The sequence below is a fragment of the Acinetobacter sp. QJM3NY_42 genome, from assembly GCF_056173745.1.
In genome coordinates this window covers 848086-868576 of record NZ_CM149689.1, presented here as the reverse complement: position 1 = coordinate 868576, position 20491 = coordinate 848086, and the positions used below count along the sequence as shown (strand labels likewise).

Sequence of the window (20491 nt, the reverse complement as noted above, 5' to 3'; positions counted from 1 at the left end):
AATGTTCAGGCCACCTGCTCGGCTAGAGTGAACGAAAAAAGAATATGGCGGACCACAGTCTGGCAGATTAAAGTTATAACATTGAACAGGTATGACGAAAATTCATTATTCTTACGCATTTACATAAATTTATATAACCTATTAAATGAGGAGAGAATATGAAGAAAAGTAGTTTAAACACTATTACTATAGATGTAATTGAAGTTATTGAGGCTTATAGAACACTTTCTTATTCTGAGCTGCTGCTAATTAGAATAGTTATTTAAGAGATCATTATGAAAATAAAATTAGCGAAATTTTGGATATAACGACCTTGCCAATTTACAAGGTAATAAAAATTAAAAATGGCTTCACATGAAGCCATTTATTAGAAATTATTTTTGCAAGACATTATTAAAATAGACAGGTATCCAGAGATACTGTTCATTGGCAACCTTAGAAATATGTCCAATACCCGGAAAAGGTAAATGTGGTGCAGCCACCCAGCTACCTTCATCTGCAATTTTACTGAACAGTTTAAGTCGGGTTTTTACAGCCTCATCTGGCTGGATATCATACTCAATAGCAGTACGCGGCGCTTCAAACTGCACACTGTGCGAATGCACTGTATCTCCAATAAAAACCATTTTATCTTTATTCTGCTCCAGCACAAAACTGTGATGGCCGGGTGTATGGCCACGTGTATCCATCACCTGAAGGCCAGCAATCGATTGCCCCTCTTTAAAAGTTATAAATTGTTTATCTTGTTGATAAGGTGCTATCGCGTCCTGAATTTTGTTGCGGGTTGACTGATAATTTTCCAGTTGTTCTTTAGACAAATTTACTGGTGTCTGACCTAACCAGTAATTTACTTCACGTTCATGAGCATAGACTTTAGCGTTTGGAAAAACTTTTTGGCCCTCTTTAGTTAAACCGCAGACATGGTCAGGATGTAAATGCGTCAGTAACACTACATTCACGTCCTCAAGCCGATAGCCTGCCTTGACCAGATTACTGCTCACTGAACCGAGATGGGGACCAAAACAGCTAGCAGCACCACTATCTACTAAAACTAGCGCTGTTCCAGTATTAATTAGAAAAGCATTTACCGATGTTTGTACACCCTGTTGCTGATCATTATGGTATTTTTTTAAAATCTGCTGAATATATTTTACCTGAGAATTATTTAGCGTTTTAAATAGACTAGGTGACATATAATTGGTGCCATCCAGTAAAGCGGTAACTGTATATTTACCCCACTGCTGATGATAATAACCCGGCACCTGTTCAGTTGGTGTAGCTGTTGAAGCCATGCCAGTTGAAGAAAGCACTGTAAAACTAACCAAACTGATGAGTGTTTTAAATATTTTCACTGCTTACCTGCTATATTAATTAAGAGCATGAACTGTTTTTAATATATTTTACCCCATTAAGCGAGTCTGTTTTTGGGCACTCGCCAATTTTTATACCCTTCTGATAACCGATAAGCTCGTTACAAAAAGTTCTATACTGATTTAGTTTATAATATGGAAGAACATTATATTTTTTATCAACCGATTTTTATCCTATAGGTTCTATAGAAACATTGTTAAAGTAGCAATGAACAACCCTATACATAGTCCTAAAATAATTAAAATCATCTTTTTTTGAAATTCAGCAGCTCGTCTATCTTCAATTAGAATATCCTGTTCAAATTGCTTGAACTCTCGATAAAGCTGGTCACCTGATTTGGAGCCCGGTGCACCTTTTAATTTAAAATTATGCATACCACTCTTTCTCGCTTTCGCAAACCTGAAAATCTATTCTCATAGAGAAAATCTAGTAAAAAATCTGCTTTTTCTAAAATAACCAGGACGTTTGCCTTGAGACAAGCTAATTTTAAAAAATTAAAAATTTAAATCTATATCCAGCTAATTATTTTATAATTCAATTAAATAGTTACACTGGCAACACATTACACTTTTATAAAAAACTTAAATCTAGGTATCTTGGACTATTTCTTTATATTTAGCTTATACCCTTACTATTTATAAGGGTTTTAATTATTTTTAAAATCTTTTTTTAAAATGAGCTTAATTTCGCAATAATTTTTTAAATTATCTCTATGGTATTTTTTTCCAAATTTAATTATTTTTCTAAAATTTTATATATTAAAAATTTTTTAGCAATAGGAATAAACCATAGGACTGAACTCTTAAATTAAATATTTTTCAGGTAAGCCTCTCTGTTTTAACTAAAGATTCATAGAGTAAATATTTCAGAAAATAAAAAAGGTCGCACAAAGCGACCTTTTTTATTCACTCCACTATATCAAGAAAACTTTTGTAGTGAAGCGATAAATATATTCAAGCCATATCCATATATGAAATATCAATGGCTTAAATAAAGCTTGGACAGATTACATCATGCTTCACAACCATGTCCGCACGTATAACCTTGCATTACTACGATACTTAACCAATTGTTTTTAATAATGTTCCGGAATTACCATGCGTCACCTTAGTACACGTGACATTACTAAAATCTGTGAGTAACCTTGTGAGTAACGAAATCAATTATAAGGCCTTACTCACATCCATATGTTAAATGATCTTAAAATCAAGCAATTAAAAGCCAAAGATAAAATGTATCGTGTTGCAGACCATGCGGGGCTATGCCTTGAAGTAAGAACTACAGGGAGTAAATTTTGGCGCTACCGTTATCGATACCTAAACATTCCTAAAATGTTAACTATAGGTCCCTACCCTGAGATCAGTTTGTCATACGCACGTGATAAGACAAGGGAATATCGTGGGATGCTTGCTAAAAATCTCGACCCTGTAACAGAGCAAAAGAAAGCGCTTGATTCCGCAATGGATGCAATACAGCATACTTTTAAAAGTATCTCGAATGAATATTTAGAAAAGTACAAGGACACTCACTCACAAGAATGGTATGAAAACAGGCTGAGATACTTTAAAAAAGATATCAACCCCGTCATTGGCAATAAGCCAATCAAAGAAGTGAATTCAAATGATATTCGAGTGATTTTGGATAATACCATTACACGAATTCGCAAAAGCAAAAGAGGTACTGGTGAAGTTAAAGCAATCTATGTAAGACAAATCTGCGCTGAAGTCATGCAATACGCAATTATCACACTGAAGATAATCAATGATCCTACAATCGCGCTACGCAGCTATATCAGACGTCCTCCTGTTAATCACGCTACCCCTTTAGAAGAAAAAGATAAGAAAGTGATTCTGGCTTTGATCAATCAATATGGTGGAACTACTGGCACACAGAATGCTTTAAGGACTGCCTTGTACAGTATGCTACGTACGATAGAAATACGCAGGGCTAAAAAGTCTTTTGTTAATCTAAAAGATGCGACCTTAACTATTCCTCGTGTATCAAATGCACAGATTAAGGATGGTAAAAGGAATATGAAGAAGAATAGGACGCATGTTGTACCTTTATCTACACAAATGCTAGAAATTATAAAAGAGCAGTTACAGCTTTACCCTGACAGTATTTACTTATTCCCTGGGGATGATGGCATATCAATGTTGGGGAAAAATACACTCAATGAAGCACTCGTTAACATGGGTCTAGGCCATATTACCATGCATGACTTCCGTGCAACTGCATCCACCTATTTAAACGAACAGAATTACAGTAAGGACTGGATTGAATTACAGTTAGCCCATGTAGATGGCGACATGTCCCGAGCTTCTTACAACCATGCAAGTTGGTTAAAAGATCGAAGACAGATGATGCAGCATTTAGCTGATACTATTGATCATTGGCATGAATGACATCAAAAATAATACTGTTAGATTAAATCACCCATGACATCTAACAGTCTTTGGTTTTTATGACGTTCGATGAGCCTTGCCTTCATCCCTAAGGAAATAGGCGTTTCAACATCCAAAATGGGATGATCTCCAATAAAGAGCATTTCTGGAAAATCACAGCCAAAATGTGCCTGAATCACCTTATAAATTTGATGTTCAGGCTTTATGGCTCCAACCTCATAACTAAATACAACAGCATCAAAAAATCAGGGAGTAGTTTTCTAAGTTGTTCACCATAAGGCATCGCCAAGTTGGAACAAAGCGCAATTTTAAAACCTCTTTCTTTTAAAATTTGCAGCGTAGGCACTGTATCTTCATACAGTTGAATTGTGCTTAATTCAAGCTGAAGATCATTGTTGATCTCCCTCAAAAGTTGCCCTGGTAGTTCTACTCCGAACTTCATCGCTAATTGTGCAACATCAACAGGATTTGACATGATGATCTTTGCATCTTGTGCACTTGGTTTTCTACCATTAGCTTTTAGCCACTTCATCAACTTACGATATGGGGATCGACTCTCACTAATTTTGATAAGTGTACCGAAAGCATCAAAAACAATAACTTTAGGCGATTGGTTCATGCTTCTTACTATGAATAAAGATTTTATATTGAGTTTAATCAGATGAAGACTAAGAAAATACACCTTCATTTATTTTATATTTTCAAATAAATTAGTAACTCAATAATTATATTGGAAAAAAATCATATTTTAACTATTATTCCTTCAAGACAATTTTAACCAAAAGATGGATTAATGAATAAATATATAATGTTTGTTCATGGTTTAACAGGACAGGTCGGTACTACATGGGGTAATTTTCCTAAGTTTTTGGATGAGGACCAATCCATTGAATATGAAGTGAAGGAATTTGGATATACCTCCCCTCATCTCGCTTGGCTATTCTTTAAGTCAGCTCCGTCAATTTCTAGTATCGCAAATGGCGTACTAAGCGATATCAAAGCTCATTGTGATATAGAAAATGATGACATAATCTTAGTCGGTCATAGCATGGGCGGCATAGTTATTAAAAAAATGTTATTAAAGCTGAATGCTAAAGGTACAAAACATAATATTAGCAAAGTATGTTTTTTCGATGTACCACATGAAGGGTCAGGCTTGGCTAACATTGGCAAATACATTAGTTGGAGAAATAGACATTTAAAATCACTAGTCAGTAATGCTAGCGACCTAGATGATATTAACGATCAATGGGTGGATAAAAGTATCGATCAATATTTAAACATCTTAAGTATTATTGATGCTGACGAAACTATAGTTTCAGCCATGAGCTCTAAAAGCATCTTCAGACATCATCAGATTGAAACTATAAATAATGTAAATCATTCTTCAATTGTCAAACCTAAAACAGAAATGGATAGCGTAGTTATTCATTTAAAAAAATTTATAAAATCAAAGCCTTCATTAGGAAAATTTAATTCGCAAATTGGTAAACCCATAGATCAATGGCTTAAATACGACGAACGCAAACACGAACTACCTTACAAAACTGATAATGCTCGACAATCAGCATTTGAGGCTTTAACTAATGCTCTTGAGTCTCAAACACCTTATATAAGGATAACTGGTCTGTCTGGTTTAGGTAAATCTAGATTAATCCTAGAATATAAAAATAATAAAAAAATTGATGATAAAGAGTTTTTAGTTATTAATGGTGCAGATCTCAGATCGACCATACAAAGTGAGATATCAAGACTCTCTGAGAGTGGGATAACAGGATACATTATTATTGATAACTGTAAGGTTGAATTACACAATTATGCAGTGAATGCAATTGAAATTAATCACTCTAATCTTAAGCTAATAACAACTTATTTTTATCATGATGAGCCAATACATCTTAAAAATAGCATTCCGATTAAATTAGAAAAGTTAGCATCCGAAAAAATTGATGAAATCATTCATGAACGTTTACCTCAATTGGATCCACCTTTAAGAAAACAGTTAGAGGTATTTATTGAAGGATTTCCATTATTAGCACAAATGGCTACACATGAATTACAAAAAATGGGGCTTTAACAACACACTTCACTGAGCCCGAGCTAGTTGAAAAATTAATTAATGGCGATGGTACTCTTACCCATGAGTCTAAAGAACTCTTAATTGTTTTTTCGCTATTTGATTATTTCAAATTTCAAAAAGACAGTGGTCAAGCTTCTAATATTGATGCAGATTTCATTAATCGAATAGCTCAAACAGATCAAAAGTGTTTTGACAGAACCATCACTATTTTTAGTCAAAAAGAATTAATTAACTGCACTAGCAACTTTGCTCGAATAGTTCCAAAACCACTCGCTCTTAATTTAGCTATGCAATGGTGGAATAATAGTTTATTCGATAGCCAAGCAGCTTTAGTAAGTGAACTACCCGCATCATTGTTAGAAAGCTTTTGTAAGCAAATTAAATATTTAGATTCATCAAAGAATGTTAACGAGTTTATTGAAAACTTTTGTGAATCTCATCGCCCTTTCGGCCAAGCGGAACTGTTGCTTACTAAAGCGGGTTCAAGACTGTTCCGCGCACTAGTTGAAGTGAACCCTGTCGTTACAACTCAACTTATATATCGCATTATTAATAGTTTAAATGATACTGATATATTATCTATCTGTGGAGATGTTAGACGTAACTTTATCTGGTCATTAGAAATGTTGGTATTTCATGATTCTTGCTTCGATAAAGCTGCATGGTGTTTATTTAAGTTTGCTCAATTTGAAAACGAAAGTTATGGTAATAATGCTACAGGACAATTCGCACAATTATTTAGAACAAACTTGTGTGGTACTGAGGCAAGCTTTGAAAAAAGATTAGCTTTACTAGATAAAGCTATGGAAATTAATACTGAAAAATCGCACTTTGTCATCCTACAAGCTGTCAAATCAGCTATTAGCTCCCAAGGAGGCACTAGAATAGTCGGAGCTGAACATCAAGGTACTAAGCCAGAACTGATAGAATGGCAACCGAAAACATACACAGAAATATATGCTTATTGGCAACATCATCTGAATACATTAATTGATCTTATTAAGCATGACAAGATAACTGAGCAAGTTAAGAATGTATTTGGGCATGAACTCAGAGGATTAATAAAGTACCCTATTCAACAACAATTAGATTCCGTATTCAAGGAAGTAATTAGACTTTCAGGGAAATATTGGCCTTCAGCCTCTCAAGCAATTACTCATGCTTTTCAATTTGATACTAAAAGTTTGGAAACTGAACAAATTGAGCTTTTAAAGTCTTGGGAACAACTATTGTCACCAGATGATAATAACCTTGAAGAAAAATTGAAATTAATTATTCTCAACCCTTCTAGAGAATATGTTAAAGATAAAGATGGTCATTATATTGATGTTGCAGCTGAGGATGCTAAAGCTTTAGCGGAATCTATTAAAGAGACTTATAACGATTTAATCCCTCATCTTGAGATGTTGTTAACCTTTCCGGAACATAAACAAAGCTGGATCTTTGGTAAACATCTAGCCATGCAATTGGATAATGACGCCATAAATGTAATTTTGGACAAACTTGTAAACTTTTTACGAAATGATACGCCAAACAACATACAATTCTTTGCAGGTTTTTTATGCGGTATTAATAATAATGATATCAACAAATGGAAGGAAATAATTGAGCTGATTTCTTCAGATAAAGCTTTAATTCAATACTATCCAGACGCAGTACGAACAGGTGAATTCAACGCACATCATTTAGATATTTTTCTTGAATTAATTAAAACAGGTAGTCTATCAAGTAGCGCTGCATCGATACTCAATTATGGAAGTGTAACTAGACACCTTACTGAAAAAGAAATTACCGACTTTTGTTTATCTCTAAGAAAAGTTGATGCTACCGCAGTTTGGGTTGCATTAGATAATTTGAGTATGTACATGTTTGGACGAAAAGACCTTGATTTAAAATTAATTAATCAAACTTTAACTATCTTAGTTCTTAATGTATCGTTTAAAGAAAGTGATAAATTATATCAATTCGATAGTCATCATTGGTTAAATTCTGTAGAAAAACTATTAGCAACTGAACACAAAGAATTTGCTTTAAAACTATGCCTACATTTAATTGATCAAGTAGGTAATTACGACATCAATTATAATGATTTGTGGGACTATATTGGTGAAGCATTCTTTAAAGCGTTTGAGCTTCATGGAGAATACCTATGGCTGAATATTTCATCCAAGTTTTTAGATGGAAATTATAAAAAATCATATAGATTATTAGATTTACTAGGAAGTGGAAAGTCTTACCATAAGCGTGATAAAAGCATTTTTGATTTATTAGATGCTGATAGTGTTATGGAGTGGTGTAAAGATGAAACTGCACTGATAATTACAACTAAAGCAATAAGTATGTTTATTTCAGATGGAGAAAATAAATTTTTTAATCCATTACTCCTAAGATTAATATCTGAATATGGTGATAATGAATCTTTTAACAGTACAGTTGCAGCAAACTTTTCGAGCAGGTCTTGGATGGGTTCCCTTATTCCTTACTTACAAGAAGATAAAAAATTGATAGAACCTTTAATTGACCACGAAAATCTAAGGGTTAAAAAATGGTCAAAGAAATTTATAGATTATATTAATAACAAGATTAATTATGAAACTAAGAGAGAGGCTGAAGAAAAAATGTTAAGAGGATTTGACTAGATCTCAAATAACTAATTAAAGATTAAAAGGAATAAATTATGTTTTCAAAATATTATATCCATAATTTATTCCTTACCTCTTTATTACGTAAAGTATTTAACAAGAACTAATTAAAATAAAAAATTTAATATTAGTTTAATTTTATTGATTACTTATTGTCATCTTTATAAACCAATAAATCCCCAACTTCTATATTTAAAGCCAAACAAATCTTGTCAATCGTCTCAAAATCAATGCGTACAGACTCATCATTATACAGCTTATAGAGCGTACTTTTATTGATTCCAGTCTCTTTTACCAAATCTGCAACGCGCATCTTTCTTTCAGCTAATAATACAGCCAAGTTTGACTTAATCATATTTTTTCCTAGTTAAATAGTAAAAAATACTTGAAATGCCGTAAAAATATGATAATTTACGTCTAAGGAATAAATTTTCCTACTTTCCTAGTACTTTTTATGAGGTTAATTATGCCATAGCTGCAGATAATTCCCCATACATTTTACGAAGAACAAAAAATTCAGGCCTGTCCAAACAACTTATACCTCTCTCGCCAAAGTGAAACATAAGTCGTGCAAACAAGCCTGAGATACCACCAAGACGTAAATCATGAGGTATTTACTAATGATAAAGAAAATAACGCATAAACAACATCCCTATTTCCTTGTACTACCTAATTTTGGCTGTCAGGAGATTCAATATGTTGGATAAATCAATATTCGATGGTGTCGTTGTTTGTAAAGCTGCCGATGCGATGGCAAATCATATCATTCATGAGTTTGAAATCCCTCGTTTAGATCAACTCGCTCCCAAACTTAAAGTAAACAGCTGCTTCAATGATCATCAGGCACTTCGTTTGTGGGCTGACCGTTTATGTGAAAGCTATCCTATAACTCATGACTTCACCATATACGACTTAGAAGATCTCATCCAAACAGCTCGTACACGTTTTCTAAAACTATTTTCTTAATTCTATGCAGGGTCATGATTGCAATGCCCCTGCCTTTAATAGGTTCAAAATGAATACTGACGCAACAATCTGGATGCCGTTGTACATTGGTGATCTTCAAGCGAAATTTACTCGCCTCTCGAGTGAGCAAGTTGGTGCTACCCTTTTTCTTATGATGGACTTTTGGAAAAATGGTCCTATACCAAACGAAACTCACATTTTGATGAGTGTGACCAAACTAACAAGTCCTAAAACCAAAAGTTTGATGTCTACTTTAAAAACTCTGAATCTTTTTGAAGAAGCGAATGGTTTCATTCAATCTCATTATTTCACCGCTTTAAAAGAACAGGCTATTCAGAATCAAAAAATGAAATCTGAACGTGGCAAAGTCGCAGCAGAAGCTCGCTGGAATAAAAGCACAAGTAATGCTAATGCATCAAATTCGCAATGCTCTAGCAATGCACAAGCATTACTTGAAGAATGCCCTTCATCTTCATCTTCATCTTCATCTTCATCTTCATCTTCATCTTCACCTCAAAGACAGGATGATAAAAATGAAGCGAAACCAATAAATCAAAAATGGATCTAGGAGTAGATAATGAATATAGCTATTGATCTATTAAAAACTCCTAATGAAGTTTTAACTACCCTGTGCTCAAAACATGGTTACCCATTAATAAAAGTTGGTAACCATCAGTTATGCAAAGTCTGTGCGAAAGAAAATCTTGAACAAACGAATAAACAACACCAGGAAGAGTTACAGCAAAAGCTGTTACAACACCGTATTCATAGCTCAGGGTTAAATCAACGCTATTTGGAATGTGGCTTTTCTAATTATAGTGCTAGTACTACTGAACAGCAGCAAGTTGTCGAATGCTGTCAGAATTTCACACAGCAATTATTAAACGGATCGAAATCCAATCTTATCCTTTATGGCACACCAGGTACTGGAAAAACTCACCTAGGATCAGCGATCATTCGCAATGTTATCTGTAAAACCAAAATGTCATCTCGTTATATAACGAGTGCTCAGATAGCAAAAACCATTATGAATTCATAGAGCATTGAAGACCAATCTGAAGAACAATGGATTCAATTTTTTGCTGATTTTGATTTACTGGTCTTAGATGAATATGGGCTAAATGATCGTCATTCAGCTCGTTTAGAGCTTATCCATAAAGTGCTATACAAACGCTATGACATGATGAAGCCAACCGTGATTATTTCTAATTTTATCCTTGATGCGCTTGAGACTGATTTAGGTATGAGGCTTTGGTCAAGATTACATGAAAATCAATTAATCACAGTGCCTTGTTATTGGTCTGACTACAGAATAAAGTAGCAAAAAAGCCTTGGTACTGCCAAGGCTTTTTAATAATGGTCTAAAGTTTTACATTTCAAAACTTGAGTGGGTTATTCGATTTAGAGATCGGTTGTTTACGTTACTGTTTAGGATCAGCTGATATCAAACCATTTTCTTAAAGAATTAAACTAATGATGTAACGATTATTGCCTACATCGACAACCGCATAATGGTATGCGCTAAAAGTAGCTTGCTTCACTGCTAGGTTTTCCTAAAAATCAAAATCGGCATTCGAATCATTTTCCTGTTTAGTTTTTAATTCAGGTTGAGGTTGAATATCTGTGATCTTCAATTGAGCTTCATTAGAACTTTGATAGATAGTAAATGTGAAGGTTTTAATTCGCTCTTTGATTTCGCCGAAGTTTTTGAGGCACGAGAGATATGAAACTCTTTGACCTTCAAGATGATTATTTTTATGGGAGAGGATTGAATCACATTTTAAGTAGTTCAGCATCCTTTCATCATTTTTGATGATTTCTGCGATTCTTTCATAGTCATGACTGTTGATATGTCTTCTGGCTTCCGTCATGTATGCTAGGAGTTTTTCGGTTTTTTGCTCCGTGATCTCAATTAGCCACAACGCTTTTTTATCCTCATAAGCCTGTTGTTGCTGTGCTGATAGCTCTTGATAAGCTCTAATATAACCAGGATAGTATCCATCAAATCTTAGCTGCCAATCTGTTGCTGGCTTTGGCTTGCCTCGAATTTCAGCAACGATAGGTTCTAATTGCTCAAGTTTTTGATTAAGGCCATCAAGCGTTCTACAGTTTTCCCAAGCATATTGATCTGCTTGCTTTGCATCTCTAAGTCTTCGTAAAAGTCGTTTGGTGGCTGAAATTGCAATATTTCCGAGAGTGCTTTCTCCAAATCTATCTGTTGTTTGCTGATGACCTGTTGAAAAGGGCTCAATTCGCTCTGCACTAAGTCTCTGACAGTGTTTTTCAAATTCAGCTGACTTAATACTATCGTTAATTGCCTGTGCAATTGGATATTCAAGTTTTCTTGAAATTCTCGCTGTAATTGCTCCGAAAATTCGCCCTGTTCTAGATTTGAAAGTTCTGCTTTCATTGCTGAAATCAAAGCGCGTTGAGCTTCTTTCTCTACGTTCAATATTTTGATTTTGTTGTTTAAACTCTGCTCTACTTCGTTGTAGCTGATCAAAATGCTTTTTAATGAACTGACCTGTTTGCTCAAGGCTTCGTTTTGTTCTGCTAACAAGCTGTTTTGTTGTTGCAATAAGTTTGTTTGTTCTATCAAATATTGATCTATTTCGGTCTGCATGACTTACCTTTGTAATCTCTTCAAATACTCGATTTGGGCGGTGATTGATTCTGAATTCTGTTGAATCACCTGTTGTTGTGCTTTGATGGTATTGACGTTTGTACCTGTTTGATAAGCCGTAAATAAAGCGATTAAAAGACTCAGCAGTCCAATCAAGATCCCCCCACCCAACATGTATGTCGCTTTTTGCGTATCCAGTTTTTCCGTAATCAACATCGCTATACTGCTCTCTATCGGCTTGCTTTGGTTGGCGATCGCTTGCTGTATCTGGACTTGAATACTCTTTTGTAAGCTGGGTTGGTCTATTGAGATCTTCTGCAATTGGGTGTTTATTTTGGTCTGTAATTCTTGAATTGATATTGAAAATGAATCTATGCTCGATTTCACTTTTGAAACTTCCGCAATATCTATATTGGCAAGTTGAGACTGGAGTTGATTGATTTGTGCTGTGTAGTCCTCTGTCAGTGTTTGTATGGCTTGGGGTGATAGATTCCCTATCTCTTTCAAAAATGAGTTGAGATGCATTTCCAATGCTATTGTCGTCCCCTGTACGCTGTGCAAAAGCGTAGTGCTTTCGATTATAGGCTGCTCGCTTTGCTCTATAAGTTTCTCGAAATTGATCAGCGTCTGAGAGAGCTGCTGCAAGCTCATTTGGAGCTTTTCGGCTTTCTGCTGCTGCTCGGAGACGCTCTGAATAAAGTCCAATTTCGAATTGTTCATGATAAAAATCACCTCTGAGTCTGTGTGTTTTTCCGTTGATAAGTTCAACTGCTAAATACTCTTTGCTTTGGTCAACGGACTTAACAGCTTTGAGTTGCGATATACATTTGACAATATCCGCTCTGTTTTGAATTGTTTGTGTCTTTAACAGCGTTTTGACGTGATTATCAATCGTCTTGCAAAACTGTTTTTTTATAAGTGCAATAAAGTCTTCCCTTGCGTAGAGTTTTTCAGCTTGTGCATTGATTTTGGCCACATGATTTGGCTCCTGTGTGGTCTGCATCAAAAGCAAATCATCTGGCCGTGACCACTGATATTTTGTATTGAAGTAATCTCTTAATGCATCAAAGTGTTTTTCATGCCCAGGGGGAGCAATATTGAGTGATTTCCCGCTTTGAATGTCGAGCCGTGGTGCTAAAACATGAATGTGCTTTGAGCCATCATCATCTGTGTGTAACACAGCAAATAGGTGATACTGTGATTGTTCCAATCCTGCAAATGAATGCTCCTCAAAGTCCGTTAAAACTTCCATAATCTGAGCATCAGTCGGATCATCATCTTTGGACCAAGCGATGACTCCACTCGTATATTTCCATAGGTGTGGACTCGCATGACAAATAGCATTGAATGTGGTGGCATCGCCCAGTAAAACCTGAACACCTGCACGAACATTTCCACGATGATCAAGTCGCTCTAAAAGGTATGCGGAAGCATGTGCAGCTGACCCTTTGCCATGCTCTAAAAATTTAATATGCACTTTCATCCTTCTCCGCTAACACGATAGAAGGTTGTGTCTGATCAACGTTTAGATTTTCGAGTTGCTTGCGAAGCCTATTCGGACGTTGCCTACTGATTTTTGGTAAAGTAGGAAATATTTGTTCTAACTCATTTTGAATACCTTTTAAGACCAATAACACATGAAAAATATCAAGCTTACGCTGATCTCTTGGATCCGCATTTTTGATGATGTTTAAAGCACGGGCTATTTGATTCAGGTTATTCCCAATTTTAGATAAGGCCAGTAACAAATCAGGATCAGTGATTTGATAAAGTTTAACGATTTCAACTTCGGTTTTAATTTTGAGTCTCGGCTCCTTCTCCTCTTCAATCATCCCTCGAACTGTAACAGCATCATGCATCACTTCACGTTGAATCAAAGAATGAATAAAGTCAGTAAAGTTAGTACGTTCTTTTTCAATGTGCAGCTCCAACTGCTCTAGCTGCAATGGAGTAAGTCTAAAAATTTTGGTTTTACTTCTCATATACAATCACGCTAACCGTTCTTTGCTTTTTGCTTTTAAGTCAACGAAGTTGACTTGCCCATCAGTGATGGGCTGGGAGGTCTTAGGAGGGTTTCCCTCCTAACAAGCCCTGTATGTCAAAATTCGAAGAATTTTGTATATACAGGTAGGCTTGCTTATTCCCATCACGGATTTTTATGACATTAGCAAAGAACAAAATTACGGATCCGTTTTGGTGATGTTTTGGAATTTTTTCGCTATTTTTTATAGACTGATTAAAAAGCGGCAATCCAATTAAAAAAATCCCATTTAAAAAATGGGATTTTTATTAACTATGAAGCCTGTTTAAAAATTAAATTTTCTCAAATAGTTCATTTGCAATTTTTCTTGCTAACTCATCTTGAGCTTCTGATAAATCAGGTAAATCAATAGCATGTTGAATTGCTTCACGACCTACAATATCCATGGGTCCATAGTCATCGTATTCTTCACCTGTATAAGCATTTATAGCTCTGTAATCATCTTGCGTGAAATCTACATCAAATAACTGAGCTAGATAAATATATAACCATGCTTCACCAGTATTCTTAAATAGTCTTTGGTAAAGGAAGTACTCAATTGCCTCAGTGTCACCTTGATTGCATAAATACAACATCTGCTGATAGACCTCATCCTCATCTGCATCAAAATTTATTTCCGCAAGACTCAATGGACAATTTTTGATATACGATTCGTATAATTCTGCTTGCTTTATATATTCATCATATTTTTCTTCATTCTTTGTGGTTTCCTTGGATTTTATATATTTTTGTTTGTCATTATCCCAACGACTACCGAAATTAGAACCACTTCGACCATAAGGCGCAATTTGATTAGCTAGGTAACGATAATATCCAGCAACTAACGCATAAGCATCTAGATTCTTACGATCTTTTGCATAAGACAATATAGCCTCAAAATGCTCTCCTATTGTATTGAACTCAAATTCCTCATCTTCAAAATACCCATAGTCAGACTCATACCCAAGTTCAAATGTATTTAGTAATCCATCATCAAAGCAAACATGACTTAAACTTTCTCGCATCACTCTAAAATTTATAACTTCTATATTTAGATATAAAAGCTCCTGATAGACAGTTTTAGCAATCGAAAAGTGAATCTCTTCTGGAATATCTAATTTCGATAAACTTTGCAAACGAGTGATAAGGTTTTTGATTTGATCTAGCAAGTGACGACCCTCATAGTCATCCCAATGCAGATCATCTTCATCGTAATTCGAATAGTCTGATTCAGGTGGGTTTTTAAATATTTCTAAGCTTAATGCGTTGATGAGCTCATTCTGATAATATTCTTCAGAATCATCATATTGGACTTGGATGATTAAATTTTGACTTACAAATGCATTGTACGTTTTATAGCCTTGATCTAAAGCGATTAATTCGTAAATATGCGAACGACTAATCTTTACAGAATGCTGTTCCTGAATTTTTTTTGATAATTTAAATGCGAAATCTTGAATAGACATAATTTTCTCTACAGCCAACTCTAAATTCTTTTATTCAAAGAATTTCTTGGTGTCATATGACTTATAGCAACGCATGTTTAAATGCTAAGAACCAAACGAGTTGATGCTTAAGAAAATTAAAATATAAATGTGGTTTGTAAAATTAAACCTATAAAACTCAATCCCTTTTCTACTCATGCGTAAGTACGGTAGGCGACCTTGTTTTAATTTAACATTTTTTTTGAAAATTACAATCATATAAATCAAAATAGATTTTTTTTGAAATATAAAAAATTGAAAAATTTTATTTATCAAATCATTTACCCTAACTCCCACAGCTATTCACCAACCCAAGTCATCATCTGTTGGTAGATTTTGATCAGTTTTACGACTTGCTCTTTGTCGAATCTTGCCTCGTAATTTCCATAGCTGAATTGGTGAAATTAGCTGTTCTGGTAAAAATAAATCTAAATGATCAACTAGGTCTAATGTCATCAAAATCGCGATCAAGTTTTCTAATGTGACCTGTCCCGCTTCTGCATTCATCACAACTTTTCTAGAAACTCTTGTGTGTTGAGCTACCTCCAGTTGTGTCAGATTTAAGTTGAGTCTAGCTCTTTGTAACCTTTGCCCTAACTCAATAGCAAGAGCATGCGCTGTCTTAGAATTATGCCGTGTCATGTAAAGTCACCTATATGGTACTTAGATCGCTGAAATACCAATTAAAGTTCAATTTAAGGGACTCAATCCCCAACTCTACTTTTTACTTCAGTTATTTATGAGAGAATTACCATTCTACTCTAATACCAATGTACTATCCTTATGCCGGAATACAATTCCAAAGACATAGATTACCTACTTGATGTTAGCTCTGTCCTGGGGCGAGACTTCCAAGCTCGCATGAAACATTTTGAGGAAAAAGCTGAATTACTTGGATTTAGCAAAGTCATATTTTCCAAAGTTCATTCTCGTTCAAAAAATAAATTCATTGAAGAACTAGATTCATATCCAAAAGAGAAATTGAATCTACAAATAGAGGGAACAATCACCAAGAAGTCACTTATTGGCGTTTATTTTTTCATTCTTGAAGATGAAAGCACCATTAATGAATCTACATGGTCGGAATTCAAATCTGGTAAAAAAATCTCTAATTTCAACAAACATGGTAAGGATTGCCAAAAAATCTTATATATCGGTCAACGTAATAGTTCAGTTGTGAGTAGATTGGTAAATCACACTGTAAAAAAGAGCGAAAGCACACAATCTCTCGCACTATATTCTCCAGAGTGTCCTAATTTCAATTATTCAATCACACTTTATTATCAACGTATGGTTGAGGCTCCAAATACGACCAGTAAAATATACTGCCTACTACTTGAGACGATTGCTAAAGAGCTGTTTCCAACAATTATAGGACAGTGAACTTGATTTTTTATTTGGAGGGGAGTATTCCCCTCCACAAAATTCAGCCGTTACCCAGACTATTATCAAGTTGAATCATTCGCTTATGGTGATCCAAAACACTACAAAGAATTTCTTTCTTCAGAACTGGAAATGTAACTTCAGAATCATTTTTTAAAAAATGCTTCCAGTCCCATTTGTGTTTGAATGTTTCTATTAAATCAATAGACCATGGTATCGACTTATTTTCAGAAAGCCCATCGTAGTACCTATAAATACAACTTCCATTCATGAATGTCTCCCCCCCCCCAAAACAAATGGTCTTGAAATTTCTGTATTAACTCAATAGACCATGGTAATGATTCGTTGTAAGTAAGATTTTTCCAGTCCCATCTGTCTATGAACTTTTCAATTAGTTCAATAGACCACGGTAATGATTCGTTTTTTGAAAGCTCTCTCCAACACCACTTATCTTCATATCTCTGAATAAACTCATTAGACCACGGCAAAGACGTATTACCCGTAAGCCCCCCCGTAAAATGCGGGAAAGGACACTCACGACTTGTAGTCCACTCTCCCCATTCAAGTCTATCCTTGTAAATTTCGATTAATTCTAATAACCACGGTAAAGACTTGTTGCGAGAAAGTGCATTGTAATTCCATCTATCTTTAAATTTTTCAATCAATTCAATCGACCAAACCAGATCTTGATTAAATGAAATTAATCTCCAATCCAAATGGTCTTGGTATTTCTCAAGCCACTCTGCTGACCAAATTACCGATAGGTTTTGTGTGAGCTTAAGCCAATCCCAATTATTTAAGTATTTATCAATAAACTCCATTGACCACGGTAGATTAGTCATTTCTGAAATATGCGCCCAATCCCATCTATCGGCGTACATTTCAATAAGTTCAATGGACCAAGGCAATGAACCATTTTGGGTAAGATATTTCCAATTCCATTTATCAGCGTACTTTTCAATAAGTTCGATTGACCATGGCAAATTTTCGTTTTGTGTAAGGCACTCCCAATCCCACTTTTCTATATATAGCTCAATAAATTCAATAGACCATGGAAGTGATGAACACCAAGAAATATGATACCAATCCCAATTATCTAAACAGCTTTCAAGTAACTCAATAGACCATGGCAAATCTTCATTTTGTGAAAGGGCTTCCCAATCCCAATTATTGATAAACTTTTCAATTAATTTTTTCGACCACGGTAATGTTTCACTTAATGAAAGACACCCCCAATCCCACCTATTAATAAACTTTTCTATGAGTTCAACGGACCATGGCAATGATTTATTCGTTGATAAATTAAACCAATCCCATTTATCTGCATACTTCTCAAGAAAATCTATCGACCACGGTAATGCATTATTAGAAGAAAGACTCTCCCAATGAAATTTATCTTTATATTTTTCAATAAAGTCTACTGACCATGGAAGTGATTCATTAGATGATATTTCTCTTGTATATAACTTGGTCTTATATTTCTCAATTAGTTCAATTGTCCATGGTATAGCACGACTATAATTAAGATAAGACCAATTCCATTGATCTTTATATCGTTCAATTAAATCTATAGTCCAATCGACCTGACTATTATTAGAAAAATAGTCGAAGACAATTTGGCTGTCTAATCCTCTAAGTATATTTGCAAATCTAGTGGCATCGTCTTCTTCAATGAGATCTAAAGCCAAAGATGCTTGCCTGTGTATTTTGCCGAACTGAACTTGATTGAAAGCACTCAGAATTAATTCATTATTCATAATGACTCCCCTTTTTTAAATTATCTAAAGCGCAAAGCCAATTTAATAATTCTGCTTCAAGGCTAGCTTGTTTTCTTTCAAAAAACTCTATCCACTTATCCTCATGATTGCCAATTTTCTGCATAGCAATCACAACACTATCTCGTTTTAAATTATTAAGAATATTTAGATTAGTTTTAATTTTATGCTTTATTTCCATTATAGCTGTACGCAATAGCTCACTCTCTTTCAAGATACTGGCTTTGGTATGCTTAAATTGACCTTTTTGCAAGTTGGAATAAATAATTTCGACTTCTTCTACATTATTACTATCATAAGCTTCTTTAAGTTTTATAAAGATTTCACTAGCTTCTGCTTTTTGATGCTCTGGAACTTTATCTGGGTGACAGAGATTACATGCTCTCCTAAACATGCTTTTCAGCTCTTTTTCTGATACTTCATCCAATTTATCAACTCTTGTTTGGCTTAGTTCCTCATACTCATGAGAATAGTCATTAAAGTCCTGTTCCGCTTCATCGGCTTCATCTTTTTTTGAACGAGCCGATTCATCATTGTTTTTCTCGGCACAATCAGAAATGTATTTGAAATATTCAGCCTTGGCCTGAAGAATTTGTTTTGTGACAAATCCTAGAATTTCATGCTGTCTACGATTGAATAGGACTAAATCACGCTCAATATCAGCCTGTTCGTTCGTGATTGATTCGAGTCGGAGTTCGAGAATTTTCAATTCGAATTTTAATTCATGAATTTCATTATCTTCACTGACAGTTAATGCGGTGAAGTTTTTAAGATAGAGGGTTATTTCCTCCACTGCTTTTTTGTACTCATGATGATCTAAGCAATCTATAATATTATCTAGAGAGTATATGGCTTGCACTGGCTTTAACTTTACTATCTGTGCTGCAACACTCTCAATTTCATTAAGTAAAATACTATTCTTTATAATTTCTAACCTAGTTTTAACTGCATTTGGTGATACGTTATTTGCTATGTGGTTTGAAGATGGATTTATTAATTTTGAAAAAATATCTAGATAATCCTGACAAATCTGAATATTTCCCTCAATTACAGTAATGTTTTCATTATTTTTTCGTGCTTGATTCGTCCAATTATAAGAGCCAGTGATCACAACACTTTCATCAATCACACAAAATTTGTGATGCATCTTATTGAACTTTTCAACGTCTAAAAATTCAACCTGACAACCATAATTTTTCAATCTAAAAAAGTTGAGCTTACCTTGCCCACAATTTATCTGATCCTTTATAAGTATTACCTTTATATTTACACCCTGTTGTGCTTTCTTACATAATTCATTAAATAATTCTGGATCTGTAAACCAAGCAACAGCAACTTTTATTTCTTTTTCAGCAGCACGTAGATAGGTAAGAATAATATTATGTATATTTTCAAAATATGCTTTTACTTTCAAAACTTAAGCTTCATCACAGTAGACTTAATTGCATTTTAATTTATAATTTTGAATAGACTACCTATTTTTTTATTAAACATAAAAAGTTACCTTTCTTCGCCAGAAATTAACCTCTATTCTTCATTTCAATCAACTTCATAGATCTTACAAGTCAACTTCTTGGAGGATTTACTTAAATAACTAAATTACCAATCACTACAAACATTTTAAAATTTCAGTCAAGTTTTTAGATAAACCATTTTTTTGAAGTTTTGCATAAATACCATTTTTCAAAATTTAATCCTGATATGTTTATCTAAATGACATATTTCATATGATGAATTCATAA

15 protein-coding genes and 2 pseudogenes are annotated in these 20491 nt (G+C 34.4%); 7 read left to right on the top strand and 10 right to left on the bottom strand.

The annotated features are described in order from the left end of the window. Positions 1-374: 374 nt before the first annotated feature. Together AC0VYT_RS04065 and AC0VYT_RS04060 are read right to left on the bottom strand one after the other, a co-directional pair. Positions 375-1352, bottom strand: a complete 978-nt coding sequence (locus AC0VYT_RS04065; protein ID WP_005015616.1) for an MBL fold metallo-hydrolase — start codon at positions 1350-1352, stop codon at positions 375-377. 201 nt (positions 1353-1553) lie between these two features. Further along, positions 1554-1745: a hypothetical protein gene (locus tag AC0VYT_RS04060; RefSeq protein ID WP_005015619.1), complete on the bottom strand. Its 192-nt coding sequence runs from the start codon at positions 1743-1745 to the stop codon at positions 1554-1556. Between the two features lie 813 nt (positions 1746-2558). On the opposite strand from AC0VYT_RS04060, the gene AC0VYT_RS04055 reads away from it, so the two are divergent. Then, complete coding sequence (locus AC0VYT_RS04055) at positions 2559-3776, top strand: tyrosine-type recombinase/integrase (RefSeq protein WP_005015621.1); 1218 nt, start codon at positions 2559-2561, stop codon at positions 3774-3776. 17 nt (positions 3777-3793) lie between these two features. On the opposite strand, the pseudogene AC0VYT_RS04050 reads toward AC0VYT_RS04055, so the two are convergent. Beyond that, positions 3794-4395: pseudogene (locus AC0VYT_RS04050) on the bottom strand (HAD family hydrolase). A gap of 174 nt (positions 4396-4569) precedes the next feature. On the opposite strand from AC0VYT_RS04050, the gene AC0VYT_RS04045 reads away from it, so the two are divergent. Together AC0VYT_RS04045 and AC0VYT_RS04040 are read left to right on the top strand one after the other, a co-directional pair. Then, the gene (locus tag AC0VYT_RS04045; protein ID WP_005404289.1) at positions 4570-5853 is read left to right on the top strand and encodes an esterase/lipase family protein; all 1284 of its coding nucleotides are present in this window, start codon (positions 4570-4572) and stop codon (positions 5851-5853) included. Positions 5854-6143: 290 nt separating this feature from the next. Further along, the gene (locus AC0VYT_RS04040; RefSeq protein WP_005015627.1) at positions 6144-8495 is read left to right on the top strand and encodes a hypothetical protein; all 2352 of its coding nucleotides are present in this window, start codon (positions 6144-6146) and stop codon (positions 8493-8495) included. A 148-nt stretch (positions 8496-8643) separates the two neighbouring features. Here the strand turns inward: AC0VYT_RS04040 and AC0VYT_RS04035 are convergent, their stop codons facing one another. Beyond that, complete coding sequence (locus AC0VYT_RS04035; RefSeq protein WP_005015630.1) at positions 8644-8853, bottom strand: helix-turn-helix domain-containing protein; 210 nt, start codon at positions 8851-8853, stop codon at positions 8644-8646. 341 nt (positions 8854-9194) lie between these two features. Between AC0VYT_RS04035 and AC0VYT_RS04030 the strand changes: the two genes are divergently transcribed. The 3 genes and pseudogenes from AC0VYT_RS04030 (at position 9195) to AC0VYT_RS04020 (ending at position 10785) form a co-directional block, all read left to right on the top strand. After that, the gene (locus AC0VYT_RS04030) at positions 9195-9464 is read left to right on the top strand and encodes a hypothetical protein (protein WP_005015632.1); all 270 of its coding nucleotides are present in this window, start codon (positions 9195-9197) and stop codon (positions 9462-9464) included. 49 nt (positions 9465-9513) lie between these two features. Beyond that, complete coding sequence (locus tag AC0VYT_RS04025; RefSeq protein ID WP_005015635.1) at positions 9514-10032, top strand: DUF1376 domain-containing protein; 519 nt, start codon at positions 9514-9516, stop codon at positions 10030-10032. 9 nt (positions 10033-10041) lie between these two features. After that, a pseudogene (locus AC0VYT_RS04020) lies at positions 10042-10785 on the top strand (ATP-binding protein). Positions 10786-11017: 232 nt separating this feature from the next. Here AC0VYT_RS04020 and AC0VYT_RS04015 read toward each other — a convergent pair. The 4 genes from AC0VYT_RS04015 to AC0VYT_RS04000 form a co-directional block, all read right to left on the bottom strand. Beyond that, complete coding sequence (locus AC0VYT_RS04015; RefSeq protein WP_005015639.1) at positions 11018-13570, bottom strand: hypothetical protein; 2553 nt, start codon at positions 13568-13570, stop codon at positions 11018-11020. Beyond that, the gene (gene mobC, locus AC0VYT_RS04010) at positions 13554-14069 is read right to left on the bottom strand and encodes a plasmid mobilization relaxosome protein MobC (RefSeq protein ID WP_005015641.1); all 516 of its coding nucleotides are present in this window, start codon (positions 14067-14069) and stop codon (positions 13554-13556) included. The genes AC0VYT_RS04015 and mobC overlap by 17 nt, the downstream gene beginning before the upstream one ends. 331 nt (positions 14070-14400) lie before the next feature. Next, positions 14401-15573 carry a hypothetical protein gene (locus AC0VYT_RS04005; protein ID WP_005015643.1) on the bottom strand — a complete coding sequence of 391 codons (1173 nt, stop codon included), beginning with the start codon at positions 15571-15573 and terminating at the stop codon, positions 14401-14403. 321 nt (positions 15574-15894) lie between these two features. Further along, positions 15895-16233 (bottom strand): helix-turn-helix domain-containing protein, encoded by a 339-nt coding sequence (locus tag AC0VYT_RS04000; RefSeq protein WP_005015645.1) that lies wholly within the window; start codon positions 16231-16233, stop codon positions 15895-15897. Positions 16234-16374: 141 nt separating this feature from the next. Here AC0VYT_RS04000 and AC0VYT_RS03995 point away from each other — a divergent pair, with 141 nt between their 5' ends. Beyond that, on the top strand, positions 16375-16974 hold the full coding sequence (locus tag AC0VYT_RS03995) for a hypothetical protein (RefSeq protein WP_005015655.1): 600 nt from the start codon (positions 16375-16377) through the stop codon (positions 16972-16974). A 248-nt stretch (positions 16975-17222) separates the two neighbouring features. Here AC0VYT_RS03995 and AC0VYT_RS03990 read toward each other — a convergent pair whose 3' ends face one another. Together AC0VYT_RS03990 and AC0VYT_RS03985 are read right to left on the bottom strand one after the other, a co-directional pair. Then, entirely contained in the window at positions 17223-18731 is a 1509-nt protein-coding gene (locus tag AC0VYT_RS03990) for a hypothetical protein (RefSeq protein WP_005015661.1), read from the bottom strand. Beyond that, entirely contained in the window at positions 18724-20163 is a 1440-nt protein-coding gene (locus tag AC0VYT_RS03985) for a phospholipase D-like domain-containing protein (protein ID WP_005015662.1), read from the bottom strand. Before AC0VYT_RS03985 ends, AC0VYT_RS03990 begins: the two co-directional genes overlap by 8 nt. Between the last annotated feature and the right edge of the window lie 328 nt (positions 20164-20491).

What these genes read in the sequence shown, in the direction of transcription:
- AC0VYT_RS04060 (WP_005015619.1), bottom strand. Translation starts at nt 1,745, where the DNA reads ATGCATAATTTTAAATTAAAAGGTGCACCGGGCTCCAAATCAGGTGAC.
- AC0VYT_RS04055 (WP_005015621.1), top strand. Translation starts at nt 2,559, where the DNA reads ATGTTAAATGATCTTAAAATCAAGCAATTAAAAGCCAAAGATAAAATG.
- AC0VYT_RS04045 (WP_005404289.1), top strand. Translation starts at nt 4,570, where the DNA reads ATGAATAAATATATAATGTTTGTTCATGGTTTAACAGGACAGGTCGGT.
- AC0VYT_RS04040 (WP_005015627.1), top strand. Translation starts at nt 6,144, where the DNA reads ATGCAATGGTGGAATAATAGTTTATTCGATAGCCAAGCAGCTTTAGTA.
- AC0VYT_RS04035 (WP_005015630.1), bottom strand. Translation starts at nt 8,853, where the DNA reads ATGATTAAGTCAAACTTGGCTGTATTATTAGCTGAAAGAAAGATGCGC.
- AC0VYT_RS04030 (WP_005015632.1), top strand. Translation starts at nt 9,195, where the DNA reads ATGTTGGATAAATCAATATTCGATGGTGTCGTTGTTTGTAAAGCTGCC.
- AC0VYT_RS04025 (WP_005015635.1), top strand. Translation starts at nt 9,514, where the DNA reads ATGAATACTGACGCAACAATCTGGATGCCGTTGTACATTGGTGATCTT.
- AC0VYT_RS04015 (WP_005015639.1), bottom strand. Translation starts at nt 13,570, where the DNA reads ATGAAAGTGCATATTAAATTTTTAGAGCATGGCAAAGGGTCAGCTGCA.
- mobC (WP_005015641.1), bottom strand. Translation starts at nt 14,069, where the DNA reads ATGAGAAGTAAAACCAAAATTTTTAGACTTACTCCATTGCAGCTAGAG.
- AC0VYT_RS04005 (WP_005015643.1), bottom strand. Translation starts at nt 15,573, where the DNA reads ATGTCTATTCAAGATTTCGCATTTAAATTATCAAAAAAAATTCAGGAA.
- AC0VYT_RS04000 (WP_005015645.1), bottom strand. Translation starts at nt 16,233, where the DNA reads ATGACACGGCATAATTCTAAGACAGCGCATGCTCTTGCTATTGAGTTA.
- AC0VYT_RS03995 (WP_005015655.1), top strand. Translation starts at nt 16,375, where the DNA reads ATGCCGGAATACAATTCCAAAGACATAGATTACCTACTTGATGTTAGC.
- AC0VYT_RS03990 (WP_005015661.1), bottom strand. Translation starts at nt 18,731, where the DNA reads ATGAATAATGAATTAATTCTGAGTGCTTTCAATCAAGTTCAGTTCGGC.